Below are 23,391 nucleotides of genomic sequence, written 5' to 3'. Positions count from 1 at the left end.
CCGGGCCACAAACAGTCGCTGTGGTCTGTGGGCCGTGCTTTCGAATCCAAGCTATTGGCGAGCGCAGCGCGAACAATATTATGAACAATTGACAAAGCAGATGGCTGTGTTAGTCTAGATATGCAAGCCGCTATCGTCTACGGGATTTTCGAAGCCCTCCGCATCGGCGTGGGGTTCCTCTGGACGGCAGCGTGGGCCATCATCATGGGGCTCACCATCACGAGCTTCGTCCAGGTGTACGTCTCGAAAGAACGCATGGCTCAGGTCCTCGGAGAGGAGAACTTGAGCGGCCTCACGACGGCGACGGTGTTTGGCGCCGCGAGCAGCGGCTGTAGCTTCGGTGCGGTCGCCATCGGGAAGGGCCTGTTCAAGAAGGGGGCGCACACGGTGAACGTCCTCGCCTTTATGTTCGCCTCGACGAACCTCATCGTCGAACTCGGCCTGATGATACTCGTCCTGCTGGGCTGGGAGTTCCTCGTCGCGGAACTGCTCGGTGGCCTCGTTCTCATCGCCGTGATGGCGCTCCTCGTCCACCTGACGCTCCCCGAGAACCACTTCGACGAGGTTCGAGCGGAACTGAACGCACGCGATACCGCCCACGGCGTCACCGAGGACCCGACCTGTGGCATGGAAGGCAGAGACGAATACTCGGTAGTGACTGACGGCGGCGAGACCGTGAAATTCTGCTCTGCGGGCTGCATGGAGACCTACCAGCAAGAACTCGCCAGTAGCGGCGGATGGCGCGACGAACTCCTGTCGTGGGGCGGCTGGTACAAGCTTGGCAATCAGTACCGCAAGGAGTGGTCGATGATATGGAAAGACGTCGTCGCGGGCTTTCTCATCTCGGGATTCGTCATCGTGTTCGTCCCACAGTCGGTGTGGAACACGCTGTTCCTCCGGGGCGATAGCGTGCTCGTCAGCGCCGAGAACGCCATCATGGGGGTCGCTATCGCCGTCGTCAGCTTCGTCGGGAGCATGGGCAACGTCCCCTTCGCCGTCGCCCTCTGGGGCGGGGGCATCAGCTTCGCCGGCGTCATCGCGTTCGTCTACGCCGACCTCATCACGATTCCCGTGCTGAACGTCTACCGGAAGTACTACGGCTGGAAGGTGATGCTGTACATCTTCGGCGTCTTCTTCGTGACGATGGCGTTCACGGGCTTTCTCATGGAGGAACTGTTCGACGTGCTCGGCATCGTGCCGAACCTCGCCGGTGGGGAGACGGCGTCCGAACAGACGTACTTCGAACTGAACTACACGTTCTACCTCAACGTCGTCGCGTTCGCCCTCTCGGGGTTCCTCCTCTACGTCTACCGGCGGGGGCTCGGCGCACCAGGTCAGTACCGCGACCCGGTCTGTGGGATGCGGACCGACGATAGCGGACCCAGTCTCACCCACGACAGCGAGACGTACTACTTCTGTTCGGAGCGGTGCAAGCAGTCCTTCGAGGAACAGCCGACCGAGTTCTCGGGCCAACACCCACACGTGTCCGAAGGGGGCGCGGCCGGCAGCCACGACCACTGACCGAATCCCGGTACTCGGTGGCGACGATAGCCGGCAGTCCGTACCGGCACGCCTTTGACTTCCTCCCACGGCTGAAGCCGTGGGATTCCTCCGGTGGGGATGTTGGCTATGCCGTACCCACGGAGGCAAGTTTCCCGTCGCCGGTACTCCGGTTTGTGCGCTTCTCGTTAGGACAGGCCCTCTCGGGGGAGTCTGGTAGCTCCGACCAGTTGTGGTCGTCCCACGTGAGACGCACGGGCCGAGCCATCGACCCGACTTCGATTTCGCCAGCCTGTTGTTCAAGGAACGTGCGAGACGCACAGAGGTCTGCGTGAGCTTCGTGACCGCACGGACACCGAAACACGTCGCCGTCTCGCTCTGTCTGCTCCGACTCGCCACACGCCGGGCACGTTCGAGTCGTGTCGGCTTCTGACTCTACCTTGAGGTGATACCGTGTTCCTCGGCAGTGTACGAGAGGCGGTTGCTGAACGCCCGGAACGCCCAAAACTGGTGGGTCTTGGCGTTCACCTCGGCGCACCAGTGAGCTTCCAGAATGTCGGTGAGGTCGCCCACGTACACTGTGTCGACACCTTCAGCGTAGAGCCGTTCGATCACGTCCCGCACCAGCGCCTCCTGCACGTGGTCGCGCCGTCGTGTCCGTTCTGAACAGCAGGATATAGACCTTACAGAAGCATATCAAGCGGTAATCAAAGCTGGGCTGGAAGCGGTGGAACATCCAGACGAGTCGTAGCGCGTGGATTGTACGGTTTTGCTGTCGCTTGGACCCATCCCTAAAGGGGTGGGCTTCCACTCGCTATTGTCATCGTCCCCGGACACAGAGGCCAGGTGACGCTCGACTTCCACGCCGACAATCCCGGCCGGTGGTTGTTCCACTGTCACAATCTGTACCATCTCGACGCGGGCATGGCGCGTGTCGTACGGTACGTCGAATAGCCACCGAGCGGTTCGAAAAGGGGGCGGTCGCGCGTCGGAAGTGTGGCACGGCTTCGTCAGTCGGCGGCCTGTGCCCCGCGCTGACTCTGCCCCATCTCGGCGGGGTTCTCCATGCCTTCTTTGACCCCAACGTAGACTAAGGCGGCGTTTACCGGGAACGCGAACACGTACCCGACCGACAGCGAGAACACCAGCGCGCCCCAGAACAGCAGGTCGGAGATGTGGGCCTGGCTGGCGACCAGCAGGTCCGTCCCGATGGCAGCGATCTCCATGATGGTGATACTCGGCGTCTCGCTGTAGAGGGCGTCGACCATCGCCTCGCCGAAGCCGACGCCTTCCTGCAGCAATGGACCGACGGTGAGCGCGTAGCCGAAGGTGTACGCGAGCGCGAAGGTGCCCACGGTCACGAGAGTCGTGCGCTGGAGGGCGAGCAGGCCCGCGAGGAGCGCGAATCCGACGACTTCGCCGGCGCCACATCCGGAGTAGCAGTGTACGGTCGACCGGAAGCCCCGCCGCCACAGCGAGTCGTGGCTGATCTGAGTCCGGCCGGCGTACCAGTATATCGCCAGCCCGAGCGGGCCGGAGTAGAGGACGACGAGCGTCCAGACGCCTTTCATCAGCGACGGGAGCGCCTGATTGCGCTTACGGATGTCCCACCAGAGGGTGCCGACGGCCGCGACGACGAACAGTGCCCAGACACCCATCACGAGCGGGTCCGAGAGGATGGGTTTCATCACGTGGCGAACCGGTGCGAGCGTGTGTTCAATCTGTGTGAGGAATTCTTGGAGTGGCATGGTTGAGCAGTATTTAGTAGCGGCTATGGCGGGCGTAACTACTCACGGGCCTGGGGTCGAACAATCGAGACAGGATAACTTGGGTCTGGAGAGTTTATGCAGTTGTGGTTAAGATTCCAAACCGCCACACGGAGCTACGATACACGAGACCTGCAATCAGAGTTTGCCGGGGGAGTGCGGTCGGCTGGTCGGTGACCCACCTTCCTCGCCCTCCTTCTCATCGAGGGACGTATTTTCAGCCATTGCGGCCTCGCGTACGATGATTCACCCGGCAAGGGTCGACCGCTGACTGCCGGGCTACTCGAGAAACGAGCGGGGCAGGACACCGAGCGCGAGCGCTACGGATTCCGCGATATGGACCTGCGTGAGCGTCAACTCTCAAGGGCTTTCCTCCCGTTTGGCTCGCTGTGGTATTCGCCCGTACAGCGAGTACAGAATGACGAGCATACCGACTGCGACGATGGCTGTCTGGATAGTCCCCGCGAGGAATATCGACAAGCCGACAACGTCGAACAAGACGCCCTCGATGACTGACCCGACACTGATGAACAGAAAGCCGATGGCGACGTAACGCATCGGCTTGCTTCCGTACGTTCGATACCCCTTGTACGCTTGGTACGTTATCAACAGTCCCAGTCCAACGGTGACGAGCTTCGCGATGACGAGTTCGATGTGCATGAGTGGTTCAACTCTCCCGGATGTCGCTCCAGATGCGCGAGAATCGCTGGGCTGCGTCCTCGCGAACGTGGACGCTGACGTCGATGGTCCCGTCGTCGATGTCGACGTCGAGATGGTCGACGTTCGCCTCGAAGACGCTGTGGTGGCTCCCGTCCGATTCGACCCGTGTCCGCTCGACGAGCAGGTCACTGGCGACCATGTCTTCGACCCGGCGATAGATGGTCGAGACGGCGACATCACACGCTTCGCTGAGTTCTTTCGCCGATTTGGGTTCACGACTCGTCGCGACCATAATCTGCCGGACCCGCTGTTGACCGAGTAGTTCCAAAAGGTCGTCAGAGCGGTCGTCACCGGACACGGCTATTCCTCGTAATACGAAGTAGTTACTCGAGGTTCCTTAAATGAGGAACCGTTTTGCATCGCGTGCAAAACAGGCGCCCCCTCTATTTCCTTGCCCCTTCTATCTCGAACTGTGAGGTGACCCGTACTATGAGCCAACCAGGACTCACGCGACGGCGACTGCTCGAAGGGACTGCCGGCCTAGCTGTTGCTGGGCTGGCCGGCTGTAACAGCGCTACAAGCGGGTCGGGGGAACAGACAGCAGGGGGGACTCCCACGGAGTCCGGCGGAGACAATCACCCCGGCCATGGCGACGAAGCTCACGGCCACGACACGGTGAGCGAGCCCCGGGCGTCACGCGAGGTGGCGGTCAATACGGCCCGAACCGAGGACTCGACCGAGTACCACTTCGACCCACACGTCACGTGGGTCGAACCCGGTGGGACGGTCACGTGGCGACTCGAGAGCGGCACGCACACCGCGACGGCCTACCACCCCGGCAACGACCAGCCCCGACTCGTCCCCGAAGGGACGGCGGCCTGGGACAGCGGGACGATGTCCGAGGAAGGTGAGACCTTCGAGCACACCTTCGAGACCGAGGGCGTCTACCACTACTACTGCACCCCCCACGAGTCGTTCGGGATGCTGGCCACCGTCATCGTCGGCCAGCCCCATCTCGAGGACCAACAGGCGCTCCGGACGATACCGGAAGACAAGCCCGAGGAAGTGCGGGCGAAACTCCAGGAACTCAACGGCATGTGCCGAGATATCCTGAGTGAGGGCCACCAAGAGGAAGAGGAACACCACGAAGAAGACACCAGCACCGAGGGAGGTCACCACGAAGCGGAGACTCACAGCGGGCAATCGACGTAACGTCCGAGTCGATACGGAACTACCCACGGACACCGGGACTGATGCGGACTCGCTAGCTGACGACCACGCGGTCGATTGTCCAGCCCCCGAGGACGGTGCTTGGCCGGGCGGACACGCTCGAGTTCTCGGCGACGCTGATTGGCTCCCGGCTCGTTTTCCGCCGGTTGCTCGTGGGCTGGTGGTTCCTCCACAAGGGGTTGCACAAGTGCGCCACGCCGGGCTGGCTGGTTCATCGAGAAGATGGGGCGGCCGTGCGCCCGTGTTTACTGCGTTTCCTCCTCGCGTGGGATGTCTCCCGCGTGGGTCGTGCGGTCATCGCGTCACGTCACGAGCAGCGAGATGTGGACACTCGCGGGCACGTACAGCGCGTCCCCTCGACGCTGTCACCCTCACGACCAGTGAATTCGACACTGATGAACGAGTCTATTGCAGAGAAACGATTAGAACGGCCTATACACGTTCTCGAACTATCTCCTGCTCGGGTTCACACCCAGCGTGAGAACTCCCGAGGGGTCCTCCGACTAACTGAGGAGAGACAATGACTACCTTCAAACTCGGCCGCTGGCTGCTCGTGGCGCTCGCGATCGTCGGACTCGCGTTCGCCGTGCCCGTGGGCAGCGCACACGGCACCGACACGACCGCTGACGACACGCCCCCGTACGACGGGACCACCACAGACTGGGCGGCTTGGATGGAAGACCACATGGGCCCCGGTAGCGTCGAGTGGATGGAAAACCACATGGGCCCCGGTAGCGTCGAGTGGATGGAAGACCACACGGGCCTGACCGCCGACGAGATGGCCCGGGACCACGACGGCTACGGGCCCTACGAACAGGACCACCACGACGACTACCACCGCGGAACGTACGGACAGGGCCACTGCTGAGGGGCCTGCCCAATTCGAACGCATCGACCGAACACCGCGACCCGCCGATACGGAAACCCGACCCAACACAGTACACGGATTGGACGGCGCTCGTCGACGCACGTTAGCTGTCGCCTGTGTGCGGGTCGTGGCGAGCGCTCGGACGAGGAGTTCGAAGACAGCGTGAGCAGTTGGAGCGGTCCCGGTGAAACGGGTCCCGCACCGATACCGCGGACACAGTGTTCGCGCGTGCTCCACCCGGACACTACTGTTATATGTCTAACAGTTGTACCATGGCGTATGAGCTACACCATGGACACGTCAGTGGCTGGTGACTTCGACCAGGTGGTCGAGCGAACCATCGACGCGCTCGACGCCGAGGGGTTTGGTGTCCTCTGTGACATCGATGTCCGGAGTACGTTCGAGGAGAAACTCGGGGAGGAGTTCCGACAGTATCGCATCCTCGGCGCCTGTACCCCGGCGCTCGCACACGAGGGGCTGACCGCGGAGCGCGGCCTCGGCGCACTCCTCCCGTGTAACGTCGTCGTCTACGAGACCGACGACGGCGACGTCAGAGTGAGTGCTGTCGACCCACAACAACTGGTCGGTATCGCGGACAACGACGCACTCGACTCGATCGGAGCGGACGTTCACGACCGATTCGAACGGGTGTTAGCGACGGTGGAAAACGGAACTGCCTAGTCGGATGTCCGTCGACCACACCGCCGATGGCCTGCTCCGCGCCGTCTTGCTCGTCGTCGCAGTCATCGTCCTGTCGCCGGTGTTGCTGATGCTGTTCGCGATGCCGATGATGGGAATGATGGGCTGGTGGTGGAGCGACGGGCTGGCCGGGGGCCTCTCACCGCTGTGGGGTGTCGGGATGATGGTCGTCTGGGTGCTCGTTCTCGGTGGTGTCGGCTACCTCTCGTATCGCGCCGTTGCCGGTCACACCGGGTCGTCGGCGACCACCGACCCTGCGCTTCGGGAACTCCGGGTCACCTACGCTCTCGGTGACCTCACCGACGAGGAGTTCGAGGAACGCCGCGCCACCCTCAGTCGTCAGGAGTCGAGCTAGCCGACCCGAACCCCGCTCGCTCCGAACAGCGTACCAGCGACAAGCAGCGTCTCACCGGGGCCACTGGCGCTCGTCAGATTGCAGGAGGCCAAACAACTGCCGACGCCGGTCATCGACCGTCGTCATCGCGTCGTGGAACTCCTCGGGCGGGACTGTCGGGACGCCCCCGTCACGAACAGCGGAAATCGCCGGCACCGGGGGCGACTCGTCGGCCGCTTGGACGAACGCGGTATCGAGCGTCTCGAGATACGTACTGACGCTTTCGCGGGCCTGTCTGATTGCGAGTTCACTGGGGCGGTGCCGTTTCGAGACACCGAACTGGAGAAGCGTCAGCATCTCGTCGAAGACGGCGATGGCCGCCGTCGGCGCTCGGTCGGGGTCCGGCGTGTAGAAATAGTGGAGTATCGGGTAGGCTTTGTGATTAGACGTGAGCGTGTTCACTCGCGTCGAAATGGTGTTCAGCGGGAGTTCGAGGCCGCGAAATTCCTCGCCGTCCCAACTCGTCGCCAGTATCTCGGTACTTCGAGGACCGAGCCCCGAGATACTACTCGCGAGTGCCCGTTTCTGTGTGACGGCGCCGAGGACGGAGAGCACGTAGGTGACGCTCAGGGTCACGAACAACATCCCACTCGCGGTGGTGAGCGCAGTGACGACCTGCCACAGGCCGTCCCGCGGTGCGAAATCGCCGTTACCCATCGTGAACACCGAGTAGCCGACGAAGTACAGCCGTTCGGTCCACGAAATCGGGCCTGCGGCTCGCGTATCGATGAGCGCGTTCTCGGCGGCGGCGAAGAGAAACGTCCAGCCCGCCCACAGCAGCGCAATCCAGACGACGAGACTGCCGATAAGTATCGCCGGCCCAGCGACCGACAACCACCGAGAGTGGTCGCCGGAGACAGTTCGGAGCGTGTCCCAGGTCCGGCCCATCAGCCGACTGGTCATCGGCCCGGCCCCGCCTTCGACCCAGAGTGTCGTCCACAGCAGGTCCCCGACGGCGAGGAGGAGACACAGCGCGCCCAGAAGCAGGTAGCCGTAGTTCATCGGACGGTCTCACCGTCACCCCCGGCCACGACAGGGCCGTTCAGCGGGACGCTCACGTTCTCGTTCGGTCGAGTATCTCGACCGCGCTGGATTGCATCTCCGAATCCAGCACGTCTTCGTCGACGAGCAACTGGAGCGTGTCGGCACACTGGGGCGTCCCCATGGCTTCGAGTGCTTCGTGTCGAAACTGCGCTTCGATATCGTGATCTCGAACGAGCGCGGCGAGTTCGTCACACTCGTTGGCCGTTTCGAGGGCGTGAATCGCCTCTTTGCGGTTTGCGTCGCTGGCGGTGGAATCGGTGGCACGGTCGACGTATTCGTCTGGGGTTCGTGAGCTCATGATTGTGGTATGCGTAGACGAGAACGGCCTGACTGTCGCGGTGTGACTACGCCGGGCCGTCAGCGGCCGCGGGCGGCTGACGCGTGATACCTTCCGGCGTGTAGCTACCGACGGGGCATCGTCGACGACGGCTCCGACACCAATTTGAACTGCCAGTCGGAAAAGTGTAACCCGAAGTGAACGTTCTGTGGCTTAGCGCTGTGAAGTGTCGGCCGGCCGCGAGTATGCAGGGCCAGTAGTTGGTGACCACCACGTACGACAGCCGTACTAAGTCGCTTGTGTCGCAGGCGCTAACCGTCCGTCGGCATGCCCAACGAGACAGTCGAAGGCTACGTGATGGACCTGGGCTGTATCAGGAAGAACGCACGTGACGAACTCCTCGAGAAAGCCCGGGTCCACACCCGTGACTGCGCGCTCATGGGCCACTGCGTCGAGAGTGGCTACGGTATCGTCAGTGACGACGGCAGTCTCACGGTACTCGACCCCGACGCGACGCCACACGTGGTCGACGTCGTCGAGGCTTCGGCCACCGACGAAGGGATTCGCCTCCACGTACAGCGCGAACACCGCGACGGAGCGATGGCAACCACGGACGTGACCGAGATAGCGGCGACGGAGTGAGGCCGCTCAGCCGTCGCCAGCCGCCGTCCGAAGCGTCTCGTACTCCTCTTTGAACGCGGACTCACAGGACGTACAGCAGAGGTAGTACCGGCGTTTCTCCACCGTCACCGAGACGCCGTCACCCCTGATGGGCTTCCCACACTGGACACACTCCATCGCGAGGTCGGCGTGGTCGATTCCCGGGTCCCACACCGAGTGTGACACCTTCCGAATCTCGTAGCTCTCGACGCTTGCCGCGTCGAGTGTCTCGGTGACCAGCGCTTCGAGTTCCTGGTCGTCCATGAACGCGTGGACCGTCACGCGTGGCTCGAACGACTGCACCACGTACTCCACCGCGTCAATCTCGGTGAGCGACGCCACGAGGGCGTCGGTCTCACCGGGCTCGGTCCGTATCTCGATGAGTACTGCGTCGCCGACCCGGAGCATCGACCGGTCGATATCGAGGGTGAACCCCTGGATGACGCCGAGTTCTTCCAGTCTGCTCACCCGGTTCGACACTGTCGGTGCCGAGAGGTCGACTTGCTCGCCGATGTCCGTGTACGACTGCCGAGCGTCGTCAAGGAGCAGTCGCAGTATCCGTACGTCCGTATCGTCGAGTTCACTCATCGCCGGATATCCGTGTTTGAAACATACGAATCTGTGACCGGCAGAGGCAAGGGTCTCTAGGGTACCTTACAAATAGAGTGGTCGGGTGCCGAAACTCGGCCGCCCCAGAGCCACGGCTTCGAAGTGCAAACTGACAAAAATTTCACACCCCACTATCCGTGTATGTCTCTCGCAGAGACGGCCGGGAAGATCGGCCACTTGGACGGCGAAGCGCGTGAGTGTCTCGAAAACTGCTTCGAAGCCACCGAGGTCTGTGAGTGGTGTGCCGACGAGTGTGCGGGCGAGGGCGACGAGATGGCCCGGTGTCTCCGACTCTGTCGGGACGTCGCCGACATCGCCGCCACGCACGCTCGGTTCATGGCGCGCGATTCGAACTACGACGCCGAACTCGCACAGGTCACCGCGGGCATCGCCGAGGAGTGCGCCGAGGAGTGCGAGCGCCACGACGCCGAGCACTGCCAGGTGTGTGCCGACGTCGTCCGCGAGTGTGCGGAGAGCTGTCGGAAGATGGCCGCCGGCAACTAGACGCGGGCGCCCGCGAGACGGACCAGAACCGCTCACAGAGCAACCGTTTCTTTCGATACAGAGCAATGGACGCATGGAAAACGTTAGCTACGGTCGTCGCGGCGCTGGTCGTCGTCGTCGTCGCCGCACAGCCACTCTACGTCGTCGCGCTGACGCTGTTCGACTACGGCCAGACGCCCGAGGGAACCTACGCGACGATGCAGACGAAAGACACCACGCGGTTTCCCGCGGGCGACCCCGCACAGCTGAGTGTGGACACCGCCCGGGCCGCGCGACCACCGGGCGCGAACGCCTCGTACGACACCGTCGTTCGCGTCCCCGAGGGCGACTGGCAGACGGCGCTCGCCGCATCCCGGTTGCGAGCGAGCGCCGACGCCATCGTCCTCTATGGTGACGCGCCGGTCCCCGGTGCCGGGGACGGAACCACCGCCGCACCGAACGCGTCGACGGTACGGCTGTCCGGTGGTGACCCGGCACAGACCGCCGCCGAGGTCGCGATGCGTGGGAACAACAGCGACGGCGTGAGCCCGAACAACGTCATCCTCGTCAGCAGCGAGTCCCCCCAGTGGGCGCTCCCGGCCGCCGCGTGGAGCGCCTACAGCGGCGACCCGATTCTCTACGCGAACGAGGACGGCGTCCCGAGTGCCACCCAGCGGGCCATCGACGAACTGAACGCCTCACACGTATACGTCCTCGCGCCGCCCGACCTCGTGAGTCGGGACGCGCTCGGGTCACTGGACGTCGAGTGGACACGTGTCAGCGGGTCGACACCCCAGGACCACGCCGTCGAGATTGCGAAGTACCGCGACGAGTCCCGGGACTTCGGGTGGGGCATCGACGAGCGGGACAAGGTCGGGTACGACAACACGATGCTGGTCAATCCCGACCGGCCCGGCCACGCCGTCGCCAGCACGAACCTCCAGTGGGGGAAGGCCGGTCCGATACTGCTGGCCCACGACGACGGGACGCTCCCGGCCGTGACGGAGAACTACCTCTGGCGAATCCAGTCGAGTTGGTTCTCGACGCCCGCGGAAGGGCCGTTCAACCACGTCTTCGTGCTGGGGCCGATGGAGGACGTGTCCTGGGTATCACAGGCCCGGAGCGACTACGCGGTCGAGATTACCCCCTACCGGCTGCAGGGCCCCGGGATGAGCCCGCTCGACGCGCTCTCGGCGTCGTGGGCGGCGTTCAGTTTGCTGGGGGCGTCGTTCGTCTACGCACACGTCCGGCGCCGGATTCCGGAGGCGAGCGACTGGACGAAGCTGGTGTGGCCGATGTTTACACTGCTGCTTGGCCCGATCGGCCTGGGGTTCTACTGGCTCGCCTACCGGGGACGAGAGGTGGTCGAACGCGACGGCCACCAGCGCGTCGTCAGACCGTACTGGCTCCGGGCCGCCTCGGCCACGGCGATGGGTATCGCCTTCGCCGCCAGCACGATGATAGCGGTGGCGTTCGGACTCACCTACTTCGGGATGCCGTTAGTGGTGTTCGAGAGCCCGGTGTTCATGCTCGGGAGTCCGATGGTGCTCACGATGGCCGTCGTCTACGTGGTCGCCTTCCTCGTCTCGTGGCTCGTCTTCCACGTCCCGATGTTCGAGGCGTCGCTCGGCCTCGACCGACGCGTGGCGACCCGACGCGCCCTGCTGGCCGTCGGGGTGAGCATGACCAGCGTCTCGGTCGGGATGATGACGATGATGTACGTGCTGATGATGCTCAACCTCCCGATGATGCCCGGCGACGACAACATCCTCTGGTTCGGCGTCATGGTGTTCTCGACGCTCGTGGGCTTCTGTATCGCCTGGCCGGTCAACGGCCTGCTCGTCCGCAAGAACGTCAAACCCGGAGGCGCGCTATGACCGACAAGAGCAGACGACAGCTCCTGAGAGACCTGGCGACGATTCCGGCCGCGGCCGGAATCGGTGGTATCGCGATGGCACAGACAGACGACGGCGAGCAACAGACCGGCCCCGAGACGGCGGCGGTCGACGAGTGGACGGCCACGACGATGACTACACGGTTGGCCGGCGAGAACGTGTACGAAACCGCTGCCGCCTACAGCCAGAGCGTCTACACGGCCGTCAACGAACCGACCTACCCCGGCGCGCTCATCCTCGTCAACGACAGCGTCCTCGAGGCGGCCCTGCCCGGCGTCGGCCTCATCCACCACCCTATCGACGGCGCCGTGTTGCTGACGCGGCGCGACGAACTCCCGCAGGCCACTCGCGACGAAATCGAGCGCGCACATCCCGAGGGCGTCGGTATGGACGGGAACGTCCAGGTGTATCTGGTCGGGAGCGAGCGCTACATCAGCGACGCGGTCAGGCGGGACGTCGAAGCGATGGGGATGGACGTCCGACGGATTCCGGGCACCAACCCGGTCCGCGTCGCCGCGAACGCCGACCAGTACGTCAGTTCGATGCACGGCAACCACGAGGACGAGGTGCTCGTCGCGAGCCTCGACGCACCCGAGCGAGCCGTTCCAATCCAGTCCTGGAACGCCCACGCCGGCGACGGCTTCCTCTGGGTCGAACGCGACTCGATACCCGAGGAGACGGCCGAGCAACTCGAAGCCCGCTACGACGCCGCCTATATGTACCTCGTCGGAGACGAGGCGGCAATCAGCTCCGAGGTGGCCCGGAATCTCGGCGCCTACGGCCACGTCACGCGGATTCCCGACGCCGGCGACCCCTACAGCGTCAGCGCCGCGTGGGCGGGGTACAAGGACCTCGGCCGGAACCAGGGCTGGTGGTTCGGCGAGTGGTCCCGCAACATCGGCTGGGGACTGGCCGACCCCGGTCACAACTTCATCTTCGCGAACCCGAACGACTGGCAGACGGCCGTCCCGGCCAGCGTCGAGAGCCACCGCGGCAAACACGGGCCGATGCTCGCCGTCAGGCAGGACGAACTCCCCACACCCGTCGAGAACTACCTGCGGAAGTTCTTCGAGCCCACCGAGGCGGCGCCGTACGACCGCAAGTACAACCACGGCTGGATCGCCGGGCCACCGGAGACGGTCAGCCGAGACGTCCAGGCACAGGTCCACGGCATCCTGGAGGGAGGTGGCCCGTCGTGAGGCGAGTCGTCGCACGCTACGACGACCCGGACGACGCGACGGAAGCGGCGAAAGACCTCCGTTCGGAGGGGTACGACCCGGAACGGCCGGATATCGGGAACCCGTTCTTCGACCCCTCGGCTCGGCCACCGGAGGCGCGCGGCCTGCTGTGGGGCGGCCTCGTCGGCGGCGTCCTCGGTGCGATACTCCTGTTGGCTATGGCGACGGACATGCTCTGGTTCCCGCGTCTCAGTCCGATACTGACGGCCGGACGGCTCACACTCGTGGCCTTCGGGTTCGCCGTCGGTGTCGCCGTCGGTGGCTTCGTCGGCGGCGTCTGGGGACTGCGCAAAGACGTGCCGGAAGCCGAGGGGCCTCGTGTCGCAGTGAGCGTCTCGGACGCAGAGGTAGGAGCGGTCGAAGACCGCCTGCGGACGCACGACCCCACGGCGGTCGACGACGCGGCCACGTGAGTCCCGAAAACAGTACAGCGGTGCGAGATACGCACGCGAGAAAGGTCCGGGCGCGGGAATTGAACCCGCCTCTTAGCCACCACAAGGCTAAAGGATGCCACTACCCCAGCCCGGACACGCTGGCTGAAGCATTCGTAGGTATCCCACTGGCACAGAAATACGTTACGAATCGGGGTGCTGGACCGAGTGACGCCGTCGCATACCAACCCTCGCAGGGACCGGAAGTGGCGCGACAGTCCCCGAAGCGTGAATCATTTCGAACGGGGCGCTGTTGCACTTATCGAACTCCGAGAGACCCGGAGACGAGAGCGAATCCCGGCGCGTTCGACATGCCCGTCTGCCAGGAGCCACGAGAGAGCATCAGGGGGGTCGGGAGTCGACGGCGGTCTCGTCGGCTTCGATGAACCCCTGGTACGGGGTGAACCGGTCGCCGCGGACGAGCTGTTCGTCCGAAGTCGCGAGGCCGAGCGCGCTCAGCTCCCCGGCGATGCGGGTCAGGTCGTCGTTGTCTCTGGCCACGACGCCGACGAGGAGGTTGTCAGCCCCGGTCGCGATCTCGCGGACCGAGACGACGCCGAAGATGTCGAGCGCTTGCCGGCCCAGCTCCTCCCGGTCCTGAATCGGCGCCGTACAGACGATTTGCATGTGGAGCTGGTAACCTGCCTTGCCGTAGTCTACGTCCGCGTGATAGCCGGTGATGATACCCTTCTCCTCCAGACGGTCGATTCGCTTGCGCACGGTGCTGGGGGAGACGTCCATCGCGTCGGCAATCTCCTTCGAGGACGTGTCTTTGACGTCCCGCTGGAGCTCGTGAATAATATACCGGTCGAGTTCGTCGAGCCCTTTGAGTGTCATAGCGGACCGCTTCGGCCGAGACGGTCATGAACGTTTGCACGGCCCCCCGTGACGGCTGTCGAGCGGCCGCTTGCCCGGCGTGACGTCGCGGGCGCACTCGCGACACCGGGCGGGGTCGACGCGTATCCGTGACGTGGCGTCCCCACGAGAGTCACGGCCGGGGCCCGTACAGAGCGGCCAGGCAGTCGTCGACGAAGCCGGGGATACTGATATCGTTCCCGGCGCGGATTTTGACGACGAATCCGTCGGCGTCGCCGAGGTAGACGTGGACGGCGGTCGCCCGTTCGTGGTGAAGCACCAGCGACTGTGCGTCGCCGAGGTGCGTGTACACCTCCTCCACGTAGGGGCGGTTGAACAGGGCGATGGTCCGGTGGATGACGGTCATGAGGTCGTGTCCGGACAGTTCGGTCTTGAGGTCGGGTCGGATGTACCGGACCTTGTACCGGTAGGTGTCGCTGTTGAACGAGGCGAGCCACCTGAGTTCGTCCCCGAAGCGGTCCCTGAGGAACGCGACGAGCCTGTCGTAGTCGGGGGTCGTGCGGTCGAGTTCGGTGTCGATGTTGTCGGTCATTGGTTTCAGCCGAGTTGTGCGACGAGGAGTGCGACCCCGAGGGCGGCGGCGACCACGAGGAGCGTGGTCCCGAACCGGCCGCCGAGGGGGTCGCGGCGGTCGTCGTCCGCGAGTCGGTCGGTACTTCGGGAGAGGGCGGTCGCGAGAGCGCCGTCGGCGCGGCGCCCGGCGGCGATGACGGCGTCGGCGCTGGCGGTCGCCAGCCGGAACGCCACCGGGTGCAACAGTCGGTCGACGTCCGCACTGGGGACGCGAGCGATGGCGTCTCGCAGCGTCGCGAAGGCGAGGACGCCGGCGGCGGTGACCAGCGCGACCTTCGTCAGTTCGGCGGCCGCGTAGGGCGCGAACCCGCCCGTGTCGCCGGGGAGTGCGCCGTACAGCAGGTCCGGAGCGAGGCCGAAGGCGATGCTCGGGACGGCGGCGACGAGCAGGACGGCCGAGAGTGCCAGCGGGGCGGGCCGAACGTCGAGAGGCTCGGGCGCCGTCCGGACGAACGCGTAGTAGCCGACCTTCGCGAACGAGAGGACGGTCCCGACACCGCCGATGACGAGCGCCCACCACAGGAGGTCGCCGCCGCGCTGCTCGACGGCCTTGAGCACGAGGCCCTTGCTGACGAACCCCGAGAAGCCCGGCACCCCGGAGATGGCCAGCGCCGCGACGAGAAAGACCGCGAACGTGAGCGGCATCCGGCGGCCGAGCCCGCCGAGGCGTTTCAGCGACTCCGTCCCGGTCCGATAGAGGAGCGCGCCGGCCACCATGAACAGCAGGCCCTTGTAGAGGACGTGCGTCGAGAGGTGGGCGACGGCGCCGGCGGTCCCGGCGGCGGTCCCGACGCCGATGGCCGCGACCATGTACCCCACCTGGGAGACGATGTGGTACGACAGCAGTCGCCGGACGTCGGTCTGCAGGACGGCCATCCAGACGGCGTACAGCACCATCGCTCCGCCCATCCACGCGACCAGTGCGCTGCCGTCCGGGACGACCCGTGCCAGGGCGTAGACGGCCACCTTGGTGGTGAACCCCGCGAGGACGACGCTGGCCGCGACGTGTGGCCGCGGGTAGGTGTCGGGCACCCAGTAGTGGAGGCCGACGAAGCCGAGGTTGACGCCGACGCCCAGGACCGCGAGCGCCGTCGGGAGGCCGTCGGCGAAGCCGACGCCCATGGCGAACGTGCCGACGGCGGTGTAGTGGAGGACGACCGCGGCCACCAGCAGCGCGCCGCCGACGAGGTGGTAGACGGCGTAGCGGAACCCCGGCCGAACCGCCGTGCCGCCGTGGTGCCAGACCAGGACCGTCGCGGTGACGGCCAGCAGTTCCCAGGCGACCAGCAGGCTGAGCCAGTCGCCGACCAGGACGGCGGCCACGGCGACGCCCATGTGCGCCAGGGCGTAGGCGTTGGTCCGGGCGTCGGCGTCGGTCGCGTAGGCGTAGGCGACGGCGAGCGTGGCGGCGACCCCGAAGACGGCGGCGACCGGCCGCGCGAGCGCGTCGACGCGGTAGAGCGTCTGCTCGAAGCCAAGCGACGAGACGACGAGCGTCGACTCGGCGGGCGCGAGTAGCAGCCAGGGGACGGTTATCGCCGTCGCGAGGACGCCCACGAGGTAGCCGATTCGCCGGGGCGCGACGAACGCGACGGCGGCTGCCAGCAGGAACGCCACCCACGGCGGGACACTCAGGAGGAGGTCGTTCATCCGAACACCTCCGTGACGGCCGTCTCGGCCAGTTCCCAGAACGGCAGGGCCGTGGGCGCGACGCCGAGGAAGACGGCCGTCCCGACCGTGAAGACCACCGGCACGAGCAGGAACACGGAGGCCTCCAGCCCCGCCGGGCGCTCCCATCGGTTCGCCGAATCAGTCTCGGCCGCCTCGGCAGCGTCGTGTTCGCTCTCCCGGGTCGAGTCGGCGGTCCCGTCGTCTACGGCCAGATGTGGGCCGCTACCGTCGGCGGCGACGGGGACGACCGGCGTCCGGGAGGCGGACGCGGTCCCGGTGGCGTCGTGGGGCGGCGCGAACGCGTGGCGACTGGCCGGGTCGGCGCCGTCGCTGCGGCCGAAGAAGGCCACGTAGACGATGGGCCAGAAGTACAGCAGTTTCAGCAGGCCCGCCACGAGGAACGCGGCGACGAACACCTGCGAGGGTGCGGCCGCGGCCCCGAGGACGAGGTGGAACTTGCTGACGAAGCCGGCCACGAGCGGGAACCCCACGAGGCCGGCCGCACCGATGGCGAAGGCCGTCATCGTCACGGGGAGTCGGCGACCGACGCCCGCGATATCGGAGACGTACTTCTCGCCGGTCTCGGCGTATATCACGCCCGCCCCGAAGAACAGGGTTATCTTCATGAAGGCGTGGGCGACGACGTGCAACAGCGCGCCGAAGGCCGCGAGCGGCGTCAGCAGCGCGATGCCGAGGACGATGTACGAGAGCTGGCTTATCGTCGAGTAGGCGAGCCCCCGCTTTAAGTTGTCCTGGCGGAGCCCGACGAGGCCGGCGAGGACCATCGTCGCCGCGGCGACGACCGCCAGCGGGAGCGCCACACCGAGGTCGCTCGCCGCCTCCGGGCCGAAGACGTACAGCACGGAGCGATAGACCGCGAACGCGCCGCTCTTGACGACCGCGACGGCGTGTAACAGCCCGGAGACGGGCGTGGGCGCGACCATCGCGGCCGGCAGCCAGGCGTGCAGGGGCACGACCGCCGCTTTGACGCCGAAGCCGGCGACCAGCAGTCCGAACGCGGCCCTCGCGAGTGTCGGGTCGGCGGCCGCCAGCCCCGCGATGCCGCCCGGCAGGAACGTGAGCGTGCCGGCCAGGACCTGGACCAGCAGGATGCCGGCCAGGGCCAGGACGCCACCGCCGAGCGTGTACGCCAGGTACTTCCGGCCGGCGCGTCGAGCGGCCGCGTCGCCCGCGTGGACGACCAGCGGGTAGGTCGCGAGCGTCAGCAGTTCGTAGAACACGAACAGCGTCAGCAGGTCCGCGGCCAGTGCGACGCCCATCGTCGCGGCGATGCTGGCGGCGAACGCCGCGAAGTAACGGGTCTGTCGGGCCTCGTCGAGGCCGCGCATGTACCCGATGCTGTAGAGGCTGGTCGCGACCCACAGCGTGCTCGCAAGCAGCGCGAACAGCAGTCCAGCGGCGTCGGCCCGAAGCGCCAGGTCCAGCCCGGCCAGCGAGCCCAGCGGGGTGACGTGGGTTACACCGTCGGCGACCAGCAGCGCGACGACCGCGACCGTCCCGAGGCCGGCCAGCAGCGTCCAGCCCTCGCGGACGTTCGGGTGGGCTCGCGAAGCGAGGACGAGCAGTGCCGCTATCGCCGGGACGGCGACGGCCGCCAGCGGCAGCAGCGACGTGACTTCGGTCATAGCCATCCCTCCACGACGGGCGCGAACCAGGCGGCAAGCGCCGACGAGCCAAGACCCAGCGCGACGACCAGCGCGGCCGCGGCGACCAGCACGACGACCGACGCGGAGGCGGGCACGCCGCCGTCGGCGCGGACGCCACCCGGGGACACCGCGTCGGCGCTCCCGAGGTAGCACCGTTCGACGAGTCGGCCGACGTACGCCAGCGCCAGCAGCGTACTGGCGAGGACGACCGTCGCGACGACCCACGAGCCGGCCGCTATCGCGCCGAGCGCGAGCGACCACTTCCCGGCGAACCCGACCGTCGGCGGGAGGCCGACCAGACTGACGCCAAGGACCGCGACGGCGGCGGCCGTCAGCGGGTCCCGGTCGGCCAGCCCGGCGTAGTCCTCGACGGCCGTCGCGCCGTGGCGGCGCGCGGCGTCGCCGGCGGCGACGAACAGGCCGCCCTTGGCGACGGCGTGGCCGACGAGGACGACCAGCGCACCCGTCACCGACGTCGGCGTCGCCATCGCGAGTCCGACGCCGAACAGGCCGTACTGCGAGACCGACGAGTACGCCAGGAGCCGACGGGCGTCGCTCGTCCGGAGCGCGAGCACGCCGCCGGCGACCACGCTGGTCGCGGCCGCGGCCAGCAGGAGCGTCTGCATCGCCGGGACGGCGTCGAAGAACGCCGCCGTGAACACGTCGTAGACGATGCGGACGAGCGCGTAGCCGGCGACCGTCGACCCCAGCGCGGCGAGGACGGTCGCCACCGCCGGCGTGGCCGCCGCGTAGGCGTCGGGCTTCCAGGCGTGCAGCGGGAACAGCGCCAGTTTCACGCTCAGACCGACGGTCATGAGGGCAAACGCCGCCACGACGAGCGTCGAGTCGTGGCCGGCGGCCGCCAGCGCGACCGAGAGGTCGGCCATGGAGAGCGTCCCCGTCGCGACGAAGGCGTAGCCGACGCCGAGCAGGTACAGCGTCGCGCCGACGGTCCCGACAAGGAGGTACTGCAGCGCCGCGAGCGCCGGCTCGACGCCGCGGGCCGACGCCACCAGCGCGTAGGCCGCCAGTCCGGATATCTCCAGGAAGACGTAGAGGTTGAACACGTCCGCCGTGACGACGACACCGCTGAGGCCGGCGACCAGCAACAGCCAGAGCGCGTACTCGGGGCCGCTGCGGTGCCGGTCGTCGGTGAGCGACGCGGCGAGCGCGCCGGCGGCGACCAGCAGTGCGAGGGCTGCGGTCACTCGGTCGGCGAACAGCCCGATTCCGAACGACGCCGGAATCGCACCGACGACGGAGGAGACGGGGCCGGTCGCGGAGACGAGCCAGGCGAGCGCCACCGCCAGCGCGACCTGACCGACGAGGACGGCCAGGACGAGCCAGCGAGCGAGCCGCCGGCTCCGGACGGCGACGAACAGCGGGAGTGTCGACGCCAGCAGCGGGGCGGCTACCAGCAACACGAGCAACTGGTCGGTCACGTCTGACCCTCCCGGTCGGCGGCGACGGCGCTGGCGTCGTCCTCGCGGATGGACCGGATGACGTCCTCACGGAGCGTCCCGTACTCGCCGTAAATACGGACGACGAGCGTCAGCGCCACCGCAGTCACGGCCACGCCGACGACGATAGCGGTCAGGATGAGGACGTGCGGGAGCGGATTGACGAACGGTCCGGGCTCCGTGACGAGCGGTGCCCGGCCGTCCAGCCGGTAGGCGCTCGTGACGAAGAACAGGAAGACGCCCGTCTGGAAGATGTTCAGCCCGATGACCTTCTTCACGAGGTTCTCGTCGTTGACGAGGACGAACAGGCCGACGGCGACCAGCAGGACGTAGGCGACGTGGGCGTACCACGCCCCCAGCCCCAGCGGCAGCTCAGTCATCGGTACGGCCCTCCTCGCCGTTGTCGGCGGGCGACGCCGCGTCGGTCGGTTCGCTGTAGCCGTCCGCGATGCGGACGAACAGGACGACGACCACGGCGGCGACGGTGGCGCCGATACCGACCTCGACCGCCTCCGTCGCGTAGACCGAGGCCTTCGCTATCGGGAGGACGTCGAACTGGAGGAACGCGCCACCGAAGGCGATTCCCGCCAGCGCGACGGCGCCAAAGACGACCGGGCCGGCCACGACGAGGCCCCAGAGCGCTCGCTCGTCGAGCCAGTCGACCGTCTGGCGGATGCCGAGCGCGAACGCGAGCATGACGACCATCGCGGCGGCGACGACGCCGCCCTGGAACCCGCCACCGACCGAGGTGGTCCCGTGGAACAGCGTGAACAGCCCGTAGGTCAGCACGAACGGGGCCAGCAGCCGGACGGTCGGGGTGACGACCGGGCTGTCGGTAAAGGGCTCGCGGGTCATCCGGACACCTCCCGTCCGAAGACCGCCAGCGCGGCGACGGCGGCCGTGAACACGACTGCCACCTCGCCGAAGGTGTCGAACCCGCGGTAGACCACGAGGACGGCCGTGACGGCGTTGTCGATGCCGCGCTCGACGGTGTCTTGCAGGTAGAACGACGCGACCGGCCCGAACGCGGGCGTCTCGACGCTGCCGACCGGTGGGAGCGCCGGGACCGTCAGCAGGAGGCCGCCGGCGACGAACGCGGCCACCAGTAGCGACCGGGGACGGATGCTCCGCCGGTCGACGAACACGCCGCTGCTGGCGGGCCGGACCGTCCGGCTAATCGCCAGCAGGAGCAGCGCCGTCGTCACTCCCGCCCCGACCGCGGCCTCGGTCAGCCCGACGTCCGGCGCGCGGTAGAGGACCCAGAGAATCGCGAGCCCGAGGCTGTAGGCCGCGAACACGACGACGGCGGTCAGGACGTCGCGGACGACGGCGGTCAGTACCGCGACGAGCAGGAGGAACGTCAGCAGGACGACCGACAGCGCCACCTCGAACGGGACCGTCATCGCCGGTCCTCCCGCTCGTCGCCCCGCTCGGACGGGGCGGTGGCGGACGGTCCGACCTCGCGGCCGCCGTCGGTGAGCGCGTCGTCGCGGGTCCAGGGGACGGTGCCGGCGTCGGCGGCCGCGCGGACGATGGCGTGGGCGGCCGTCGGGCCCGTCACGAGGACGAACAGCGCCAGCAGCGCGAGTTTGAACGTCGCCTGTGGACCGAAGGTGACCGCGGCCGCCGACAGCCCGAGCAACGCGCCGAGCGTCTCGCTCTTCGAGGCGGCGTGAGCGCGCGCGTACACGTCCGGGAGGCGGTAAAAGCCCACCACGGCGACCAGCGAGAAGAACACGCTGGCCCCGACGAGCAGCGCGACAGCGACCGTCGCGAGCGTGGCCACTACAGGACACCCCCGCGTTCGATGCTGAACTTCGCCAGCCCGGTCGACAGCAGGAAGTTCAACAGGGCATACACCAGCGCGACGTCGAGGAAGCTCGGCTCGCCGACCGCGGCGGCCACCAGCGCGATGACGACCACGGTGGCCGTCCCGACGACGTTGACCGCGATGACCCGGTCCGGCGTCGTCGGCCCGAGAACGACGCGGCCGAGCAGCGCGACGGCCAGCAGTATCAGCCCGGCGGCCCCGACGAGCAGGGCGTCGGCCGCCAGCGGTGTCGCCGTCACCGGGACGCACCGTCCGGTGGGGCGTCCGCGGATGGCGTGGGTTCCCCGACGACGAAGGAGACGGCGCGGGCGAGTCGGCCTGCTTCGAGGGCGTCGCTGCTCCCGCGAGTCAGCGCGTGGACGACCAGTTCGTCGTCGACGACGTCGACCGTCAGCGTGCCGGGCGTGAGCGTGATGCTGTTGGCGAGCAGGGCCCGCCCGATTCGACCCGCTGGAGCGGGGACGCGAACGACCGACGGGTCGATTGGGAGCCGCGGGTCCAGGACGACGGCGGCCATGGCGACGTTGGCCCGCGCGACGGCATACAGCAGGTACGGCAGGAACAGCCCGGCTCTGAGCGCGCTCGCGAGCGTTCGAACGGAGGGGTCGTCCTCGAAGACGATGCGTGAGAGGACCGCCGTGACGACCCCGGCGCTCAGAACGCCGGTCGCCACGTCGAAGGCACTGGTCGGGTCGCCCAGCGACAGGTAAAACGCCAGGGAGAGCCCGAAGGTTGCGAGGACTTTACCGGTCGTCCTGGGCAGCGCGAGCGGCGGTCGGACGATTCGTCGGCCCACCGGCGCCCGCTCTATCGAGACGCCCTCGCGTGCCCGACGAGCCAGCGCGCCCTCGACGACGACCGGGTCGAACTCGGCCAGTTCCGGCATGAGGACAATCCGGGCAACGCCTTCCGGAACGGCGTCCACGAGGCTCGCAGCGCGGGCGTCCGCGTCCGCCCCGGAGACCGGCGCGAACGCGGTGACGACGGGATAGCCGGGCGCTTCCGCGTCAGCCACCGTCTCCACTCGGGTCGCAAGCGCTTCAGCCGCGGGCCTGGGGAGGCCGTCGTGGCCGGACCCTACCGGAATCAGAAACCGGACTGGTATGGGTTCGTACTGAGCGGCCTCGCGAGCCTCCTGCAGGACGTACTGGACCGTATCCCTGAGGCGCCCGCGGTCACCGACGACTCCGACCAGTTCGGTCATCCGACCTCCAGCCGTCCGTCGGCCGCCCGCCATCGGCAAACTCGTTCATATAACATACTGTTATCTACCACTCTGGTAAATGTTCCGCCCAATATTTACTGTTTCGGTAAAAGTACTGCAACAGCGACAGTACTCGATTGCCCTGCGCATCGGTCGCCGGAATCGGGTCGGCGCTGGCGGTGTATCCCGTCGCGGGTCGAGACAGGCGGACCGGGGTCGACGGGGCAGTCGTGGTCTGTTGCGTACTGATATGTCACAGATAGCTACAAAGGGATGCGAGTAGGTAGCCAGCGTCCGTGCGCAAGGCGGCCTTTCCAGTATCGGTCGAATCCCCGCCCGCCGAAAGCCCGGCCAT

General features: G+C 66.8%; 27 protein-coding genes and 2 pseudogenes. 11 read left to right on the top strand and 18 right to left on the bottom strand.

All coding sequences use genetic code 11. From position 1 onward, the window contains the following. Positions 1-120: 120 nt before the first annotated feature. Entirely contained in the window at positions 121-1,521 is a 1,401-nt protein-coding gene (locus tag NDI86_RS11225) for a permease (RefSeq protein ID WP_310900516.1), read from the top strand. A 106-nt stretch (positions 1,522-1,627) separates the two neighbouring features. Here the strand turns inward: NDI86_RS11225 and NDI86_RS11220 are convergent. Next, positions 1,628-2,163 (bottom strand): annotated as a pseudogene (locus tag NDI86_RS11220) (zinc ribbon domain-containing protein); the annotation flags it as partial. 156 nt (positions 2,164-2,319) lie between these two features. Here NDI86_RS11220 and NDI86_RS11215 point away from each other — a divergent pair. Continuing rightward, positions 2,320-2,454 (top strand): annotated as a pseudogene (locus tag NDI86_RS11215) (multicopper oxidase domain-containing protein); the annotation flags it as partial. 56 nt (positions 2,455-2,510) lie between these two features. Here NDI86_RS11215 and NDI86_RS11210 read toward each other — a convergent pair. The 3 genes from NDI86_RS11210 to NDI86_RS11200 all read right to left on the bottom strand — a co-directional run bounded on the left by NDI86_RS11210 (position 2,511) and on the right by NDI86_RS11200 (position 4,284). Continuing rightward, positions 2,511-3,248 (bottom strand): DUF4396 domain-containing protein, encoded by a 738-nt coding sequence (locus NDI86_RS11210; RefSeq protein WP_310900515.1) that lies wholly within the window; start codon positions 3,246-3,248, stop codon positions 2,511-2,513. Between the two features lie 378 nt (positions 3,249-3,626). Continuing rightward, positions 3,627-3,926: a DUF7521 family protein gene (locus tag NDI86_RS11205; protein WP_310900514.1), complete on the bottom strand. Its 300-nt coding sequence runs from the start codon at positions 3,924-3,926 to the stop codon at positions 3,627-3,629. Positions 3,927-3,933: 7 nt separating this feature from the next. Beyond that, positions 3,934-4,284 carry an ArsR/SmtB family transcription factor gene (locus NDI86_RS11200; RefSeq protein WP_310900513.1) on the bottom strand — a complete coding sequence of 117 codons (351 nt, stop codon included), beginning with the start codon at positions 4,282-4,284 and terminating at the stop codon, positions 3,934-3,936. A gap of 131 nt (positions 4,285-4,415) precedes the next feature. On the opposite strand from NDI86_RS11200, the gene NDI86_RS11195 reads away from it, so the two are divergent. The 4 genes from NDI86_RS11195 (at position 4,416) to NDI86_RS11180 (ending at position 7,078) form a co-directional block, all read left to right on the top strand. Next, on the top strand, positions 4,416-5,138 hold the full coding sequence (locus tag NDI86_RS11195) for a cupredoxin domain-containing protein (protein WP_310900512.1): 723 nt from the start codon (positions 4,416-4,418) through the stop codon (positions 5,136-5,138). 538 nt (positions 5,139-5,676) lie between these two features. Further along, positions 5,677-6,024: a hypothetical protein gene (locus tag NDI86_RS11190; RefSeq protein WP_310900511.1), complete on the top strand. Its 348-nt coding sequence runs from the start codon at positions 5,677-5,679 to the stop codon at positions 6,022-6,024. A gap of 279 nt (positions 6,025-6,303) precedes the next feature. Continuing rightward, on the top strand, positions 6,304-6,705 hold the full coding sequence (locus tag NDI86_RS11185; protein ID WP_310900510.1) for a DUF302 domain-containing protein: 402 nt from the start codon (positions 6,304-6,306) through the stop codon (positions 6,703-6,705). A 4-nt stretch (positions 6,706-6,709) separates the two neighbouring features. Beyond that, positions 6,710-7,078, top strand: a complete 369-nt coding sequence (locus NDI86_RS11180; RefSeq protein ID WP_310900509.1) for an SHOCT domain-containing protein — start codon at positions 6,710-6,712, stop codon at positions 7,076-7,078. Positions 7,079-7,129: 51 nt separating this feature from the next. On the opposite strand, the gene NDI86_RS11175 is transcribed toward NDI86_RS11180, so the two are convergent. Both NDI86_RS11175 and NDI86_RS11170 read right to left on the bottom strand, forming a co-directional pair. After that, entirely contained in the window at positions 7,130-8,119 is a 990-nt protein-coding gene (locus NDI86_RS11175; protein ID WP_310900508.1) for an ion channel, read from the bottom strand. 52 nt (positions 8,120-8,171) lie between these two features. Further along, complete coding sequence (locus tag NDI86_RS11170) at positions 8,172-8,459, bottom strand: hypothetical protein (protein ID WP_310900507.1); 288 nt, start codon at positions 8,457-8,459, stop codon at positions 8,172-8,174. 306 nt (positions 8,460-8,765) lie between these two features. Between NDI86_RS11170 and NDI86_RS11165 the strand changes: the two genes are divergently transcribed. Next, positions 8,766-9,080, top strand: a complete 315-nt coding sequence (locus tag NDI86_RS11165; RefSeq protein WP_310900506.1) for a hypothetical protein — start codon at positions 8,766-8,768, stop codon at positions 9,078-9,080. 6 nt (positions 9,081-9,086) lie between these two features. Here the strand turns inward: NDI86_RS11165 and NDI86_RS11160 are convergent, their stop codons facing one another. Next, the gene (locus NDI86_RS11160) at positions 9,087-9,686 is read right to left on the bottom strand and encodes a winged helix-turn-helix transcriptional regulator (RefSeq protein ID WP_310900505.1); all 600 of its coding nucleotides are present in this window, start codon (positions 9,684-9,686) and stop codon (positions 9,087-9,089) included. Positions 9,687-9,848: 162 nt separating this feature from the next. On the opposite strand from NDI86_RS11160, the gene NDI86_RS11155 reads away from it, so the two are divergent. The 4 genes from NDI86_RS11155 (at position 9,849) to NDI86_RS11140 (ending at position 13,736) form a co-directional block, all read left to right on the top strand. Beyond that, entirely contained in the window at positions 9,849-10,211 is a 363-nt protein-coding gene (locus NDI86_RS11155) for a four-helix bundle copper-binding protein (protein ID WP_310900504.1), read from the top strand. A gap of 65 nt (positions 10,212-10,276) precedes the next feature. Further along, positions 10,277-12,067 (top strand): DUF4396 domain-containing protein, encoded by a 1,791-nt coding sequence (locus tag NDI86_RS11150; protein WP_310900503.1) that lies wholly within the window; start codon positions 10,277-10,279, stop codon positions 12,065-12,067. Beyond that, positions 12,064-13,284, top strand: a complete 1,221-nt coding sequence (locus tag NDI86_RS11145) for a cell wall-binding repeat-containing protein (protein ID WP_310900502.1) — start codon at positions 12,064-12,066, stop codon at positions 13,282-13,284. The genes NDI86_RS11150 and NDI86_RS11145 overlap by 4 nt, the downstream gene beginning before the upstream one ends. Next, complete coding sequence (locus NDI86_RS11140; protein ID WP_310900501.1) at positions 13,281-13,736, top strand: hypothetical protein; 456 nt, start codon at positions 13,281-13,283, stop codon at positions 13,734-13,736. The genes NDI86_RS11145 and NDI86_RS11140 overlap by 4 nt, the downstream gene beginning before the upstream one ends. A gap of 360 nt (positions 13,737-14,096) precedes the next feature. On the opposite strand, the gene NDI86_RS11135 is transcribed toward NDI86_RS11140, so the two are convergent. From NDI86_RS11135 to NDI86_RS11085, 11 genes are all read right to left on the bottom strand, one after another. After that, positions 14,097-14,591 (bottom strand): Lrp/AsnC family transcriptional regulator, encoded by a 495-nt coding sequence (locus tag NDI86_RS11135; protein WP_310900500.1) that lies wholly within the window; start codon positions 14,589-14,591, stop codon positions 14,097-14,099. Positions 14,592-14,742: 151 nt separating this feature from the next. Then, positions 14,743-15,162 (bottom strand): DUF7522 family protein, encoded by a 420-nt coding sequence (locus tag NDI86_RS11130; protein WP_310900499.1) that lies wholly within the window; start codon positions 15,160-15,162, stop codon positions 14,743-14,745. A 5-nt stretch (positions 15,163-15,167) separates the two neighbouring features. Further along, positions 15,168-16,853 (bottom strand): proton-conducting transporter transmembrane domain-containing protein, encoded by a 1,686-nt coding sequence (locus NDI86_RS11125; RefSeq protein ID WP_310900498.1) that lies wholly within the window; start codon positions 16,851-16,853, stop codon positions 15,168-15,170. After that, on the bottom strand, positions 16,850-18,520 hold the full coding sequence (locus NDI86_RS11120; RefSeq protein WP_310900497.1) for a proton-conducting transporter transmembrane domain-containing protein: 1,671 nt from the start codon (positions 18,518-18,520) through the stop codon (positions 16,850-16,852). Before NDI86_RS11120 ends, NDI86_RS11125 begins: the two co-directional genes overlap by 4 nt. Beyond that, entirely contained in the window at positions 18,517-19,983 is a 1,467-nt protein-coding gene (locus NDI86_RS11115; protein ID WP_310900496.1) for a proton-conducting transporter transmembrane domain-containing protein, read from the bottom strand. Before NDI86_RS11115 ends, NDI86_RS11120 begins: the two co-directional genes overlap by 4 nt. Beyond that, on the bottom strand, positions 19,980-20,381 hold the full coding sequence (locus NDI86_RS11110; RefSeq protein WP_310900495.1) for a cation:proton antiporter subunit C: 402 nt from the start codon (positions 20,379-20,381) through the stop codon (positions 19,980-19,982). The genes NDI86_RS11115 and NDI86_RS11110 overlap by 4 nt, the downstream gene beginning before the upstream one ends. Next, positions 20,374-20,856 (bottom strand): MnhB domain-containing protein, encoded by a 483-nt coding sequence (locus NDI86_RS11105; RefSeq protein WP_310900494.1) that lies wholly within the window; start codon positions 20,854-20,856, stop codon positions 20,374-20,376. The genes NDI86_RS11110 and NDI86_RS11105 overlap by 8 nt, the downstream gene beginning before the upstream one ends. Then, positions 20,853-21,404, bottom strand: a complete 552-nt coding sequence (locus tag NDI86_RS11100) for a DUF4040 domain-containing protein (RefSeq protein ID WP_310900493.1) — start codon at positions 21,402-21,404, stop codon at positions 20,853-20,855. Before NDI86_RS11100 ends, NDI86_RS11105 begins: the two co-directional genes overlap by 4 nt. Next, positions 21,401-21,787: a monovalent cation/H(+) antiporter subunit G gene (gene mnhG, locus NDI86_RS11095; protein ID WP_310900492.1), complete on the bottom strand. Its 387-nt coding sequence runs from the start codon at positions 21,785-21,787 to the stop codon at positions 21,401-21,403. The genes NDI86_RS11100 and mnhG overlap by 4 nt, the downstream gene beginning before the upstream one ends. Next, a complete protein-coding gene (locus tag NDI86_RS11090; protein WP_310900491.1) occupies positions 21,787-22,071 on the bottom strand; it encodes a monovalent cation/H+ antiporter complex subunit F in 285 nt (94 codons plus the stop codon). Before NDI86_RS11090 ends, mnhG begins: the two co-directional genes overlap by 1 nt. Then, a complete protein-coding gene (locus NDI86_RS11085) occupies positions 22,068-23,036 on the bottom strand; it encodes a Na+/H+ antiporter subunit E (protein ID WP_310900490.1) in 969 nt (322 codons plus the stop codon). The genes NDI86_RS11090 and NDI86_RS11085 overlap by 4 nt, the downstream gene beginning before the upstream one ends. Positions 23,037-23,391: the final 355 nt, after the last annotated feature.

Origin of the sequence: Haloarcula onubensis (assembly GCF_031624605.1) — an archaeon.
Classification (GTDB): Archaea; Halobacteriota; Halobacteria; order Halobacteriales; family Haloarculaceae; genus Haloarcula; species Haloarcula onubensis.
Note: the sequence above shows the minus strand (reverse complement) of the source record. Positions and strands in the feature narration are given on the sequence as shown.

Coding starts and splice junctions, on each gene's coding strand:
- NDI86_RS11195 (WP_310900512.1), top strand. CDS start 4,416: ATGAGCCAACCAGGACTCACGCGACGGCGACTGCTCGAAGGGACTGCC.
- NDI86_RS11135 (WP_310900500.1), bottom strand. CDS start 14,591: ATGACACTCAAAGGGCTCGACGAACTCGACCGGTATATTATTCACGAG.
- NDI86_RS11085 (WP_310900490.1), bottom strand. CDS start 23,036: ATGACCGAACTGGTCGGAGTCGTCGGTGACCGCGGGCGCCTCAGGGAT.
- NDI86_RS11155 (WP_310900504.1), top strand. CDS start 9,849: ATGTCTCTCGCAGAGACGGCCGGGAAGATCGGCCACTTGGACGGCGAA.
- NDI86_RS11210 (WP_310900515.1), bottom strand. CDS start 3,248: ATGCCACTCCAAGAATTCCTCACACAGATTGAACACACGCTCGCACCG.
- NDI86_RS11100 (WP_310900493.1), bottom strand. CDS start 21,404: ATGACGGTCCCGTTCGAGGTGGCGCTGTCGGTCGTCCTGCTGACGTTC.
- NDI86_RS11205 (WP_310900514.1), bottom strand. CDS start 3,926: ATGCACATCGAACTCGTCATCGCGAAGCTCGTCACCGTTGGACTGGGA.
- NDI86_RS11190 (WP_310900511.1), top strand. CDS start 5,677: ATGACTACCTTCAAACTCGGCCGCTGGCTGCTCGTGGCGCTCGCGATC.
- NDI86_RS11225 (WP_310900516.1), top strand. CDS start 121: ATGCAAGCCGCTATCGTCTACGGGATTTTCGAAGCCCTCCGCATCGGC.
- NDI86_RS11150 (WP_310900503.1), top strand. CDS start 10,277: ATGGACGCATGGAAAACGTTAGCTACGGTCGTCGCGGCGCTGGTCGTC.
- NDI86_RS11110 (WP_310900495.1), bottom strand. CDS start 20,381: ATGACTGAGCTGCCGCTGGGGCTGGGGGCGTGGTACGCCCACGTCGCC.
- NDI86_RS11170 (WP_310900507.1), bottom strand. CDS start 8,459: ATGAGCTCACGAACCCCAGACGAATACGTCGACCGTGCCACCGATTCC.
- NDI86_RS11130 (WP_310900499.1), bottom strand. CDS start 15,162: ATGACCGACAACATCGACACCGAACTCGACCGCACGACCCCCGACTAC.
- NDI86_RS11185 (WP_310900510.1), top strand. CDS start 6,304: ATGAGCTACACCATGGACACGTCAGTGGCTGGTGACTTCGACCAGGTG.
- NDI86_RS11125 (WP_310900498.1), bottom strand. CDS start 16,853: ATGAACGACCTCCTCCTGAGTGTCCCGCCGTGGGTGGCGTTCCTGCTG.
- NDI86_RS11180 (WP_310900509.1), top strand. CDS start 6,710: ATGTCCGTCGACCACACCGCCGATGGCCTGCTCCGCGCCGTCTTGCTC.
- NDI86_RS11160 (WP_310900505.1), bottom strand. CDS start 9,686: ATGAGTGAACTCGACGATACGGACGTACGGATACTGCGACTGCTCCTT.
- NDI86_RS11165 (WP_310900506.1), top strand. CDS start 8,766: ATGCCCAACGAGACAGTCGAAGGCTACGTGATGGACCTGGGCTGTATC.
- NDI86_RS11120 (WP_310900497.1), bottom strand. CDS start 18,520: ATGACCGAAGTCACGTCGCTGCTGCCGCTGGCGGCCGTCGCCGTCCCG.
- NDI86_RS11175 (WP_310900508.1), bottom strand. CDS start 8,119: ATGAACTACGGCTACCTGCTTCTGGGCGCGCTGTGTCTCCTCCTCGCC.
- NDI86_RS11105 (WP_310900494.1), bottom strand. CDS start 20,856: ATGACCCGCGAGCCCTTTACCGACAGCCCGGTCGTCACCCCGACCGTC.
- NDI86_RS11145 (WP_310900502.1), top strand. CDS start 12,064: ATGACCGACAAGAGCAGACGACAGCTCCTGAGAGACCTGGCGACGATT.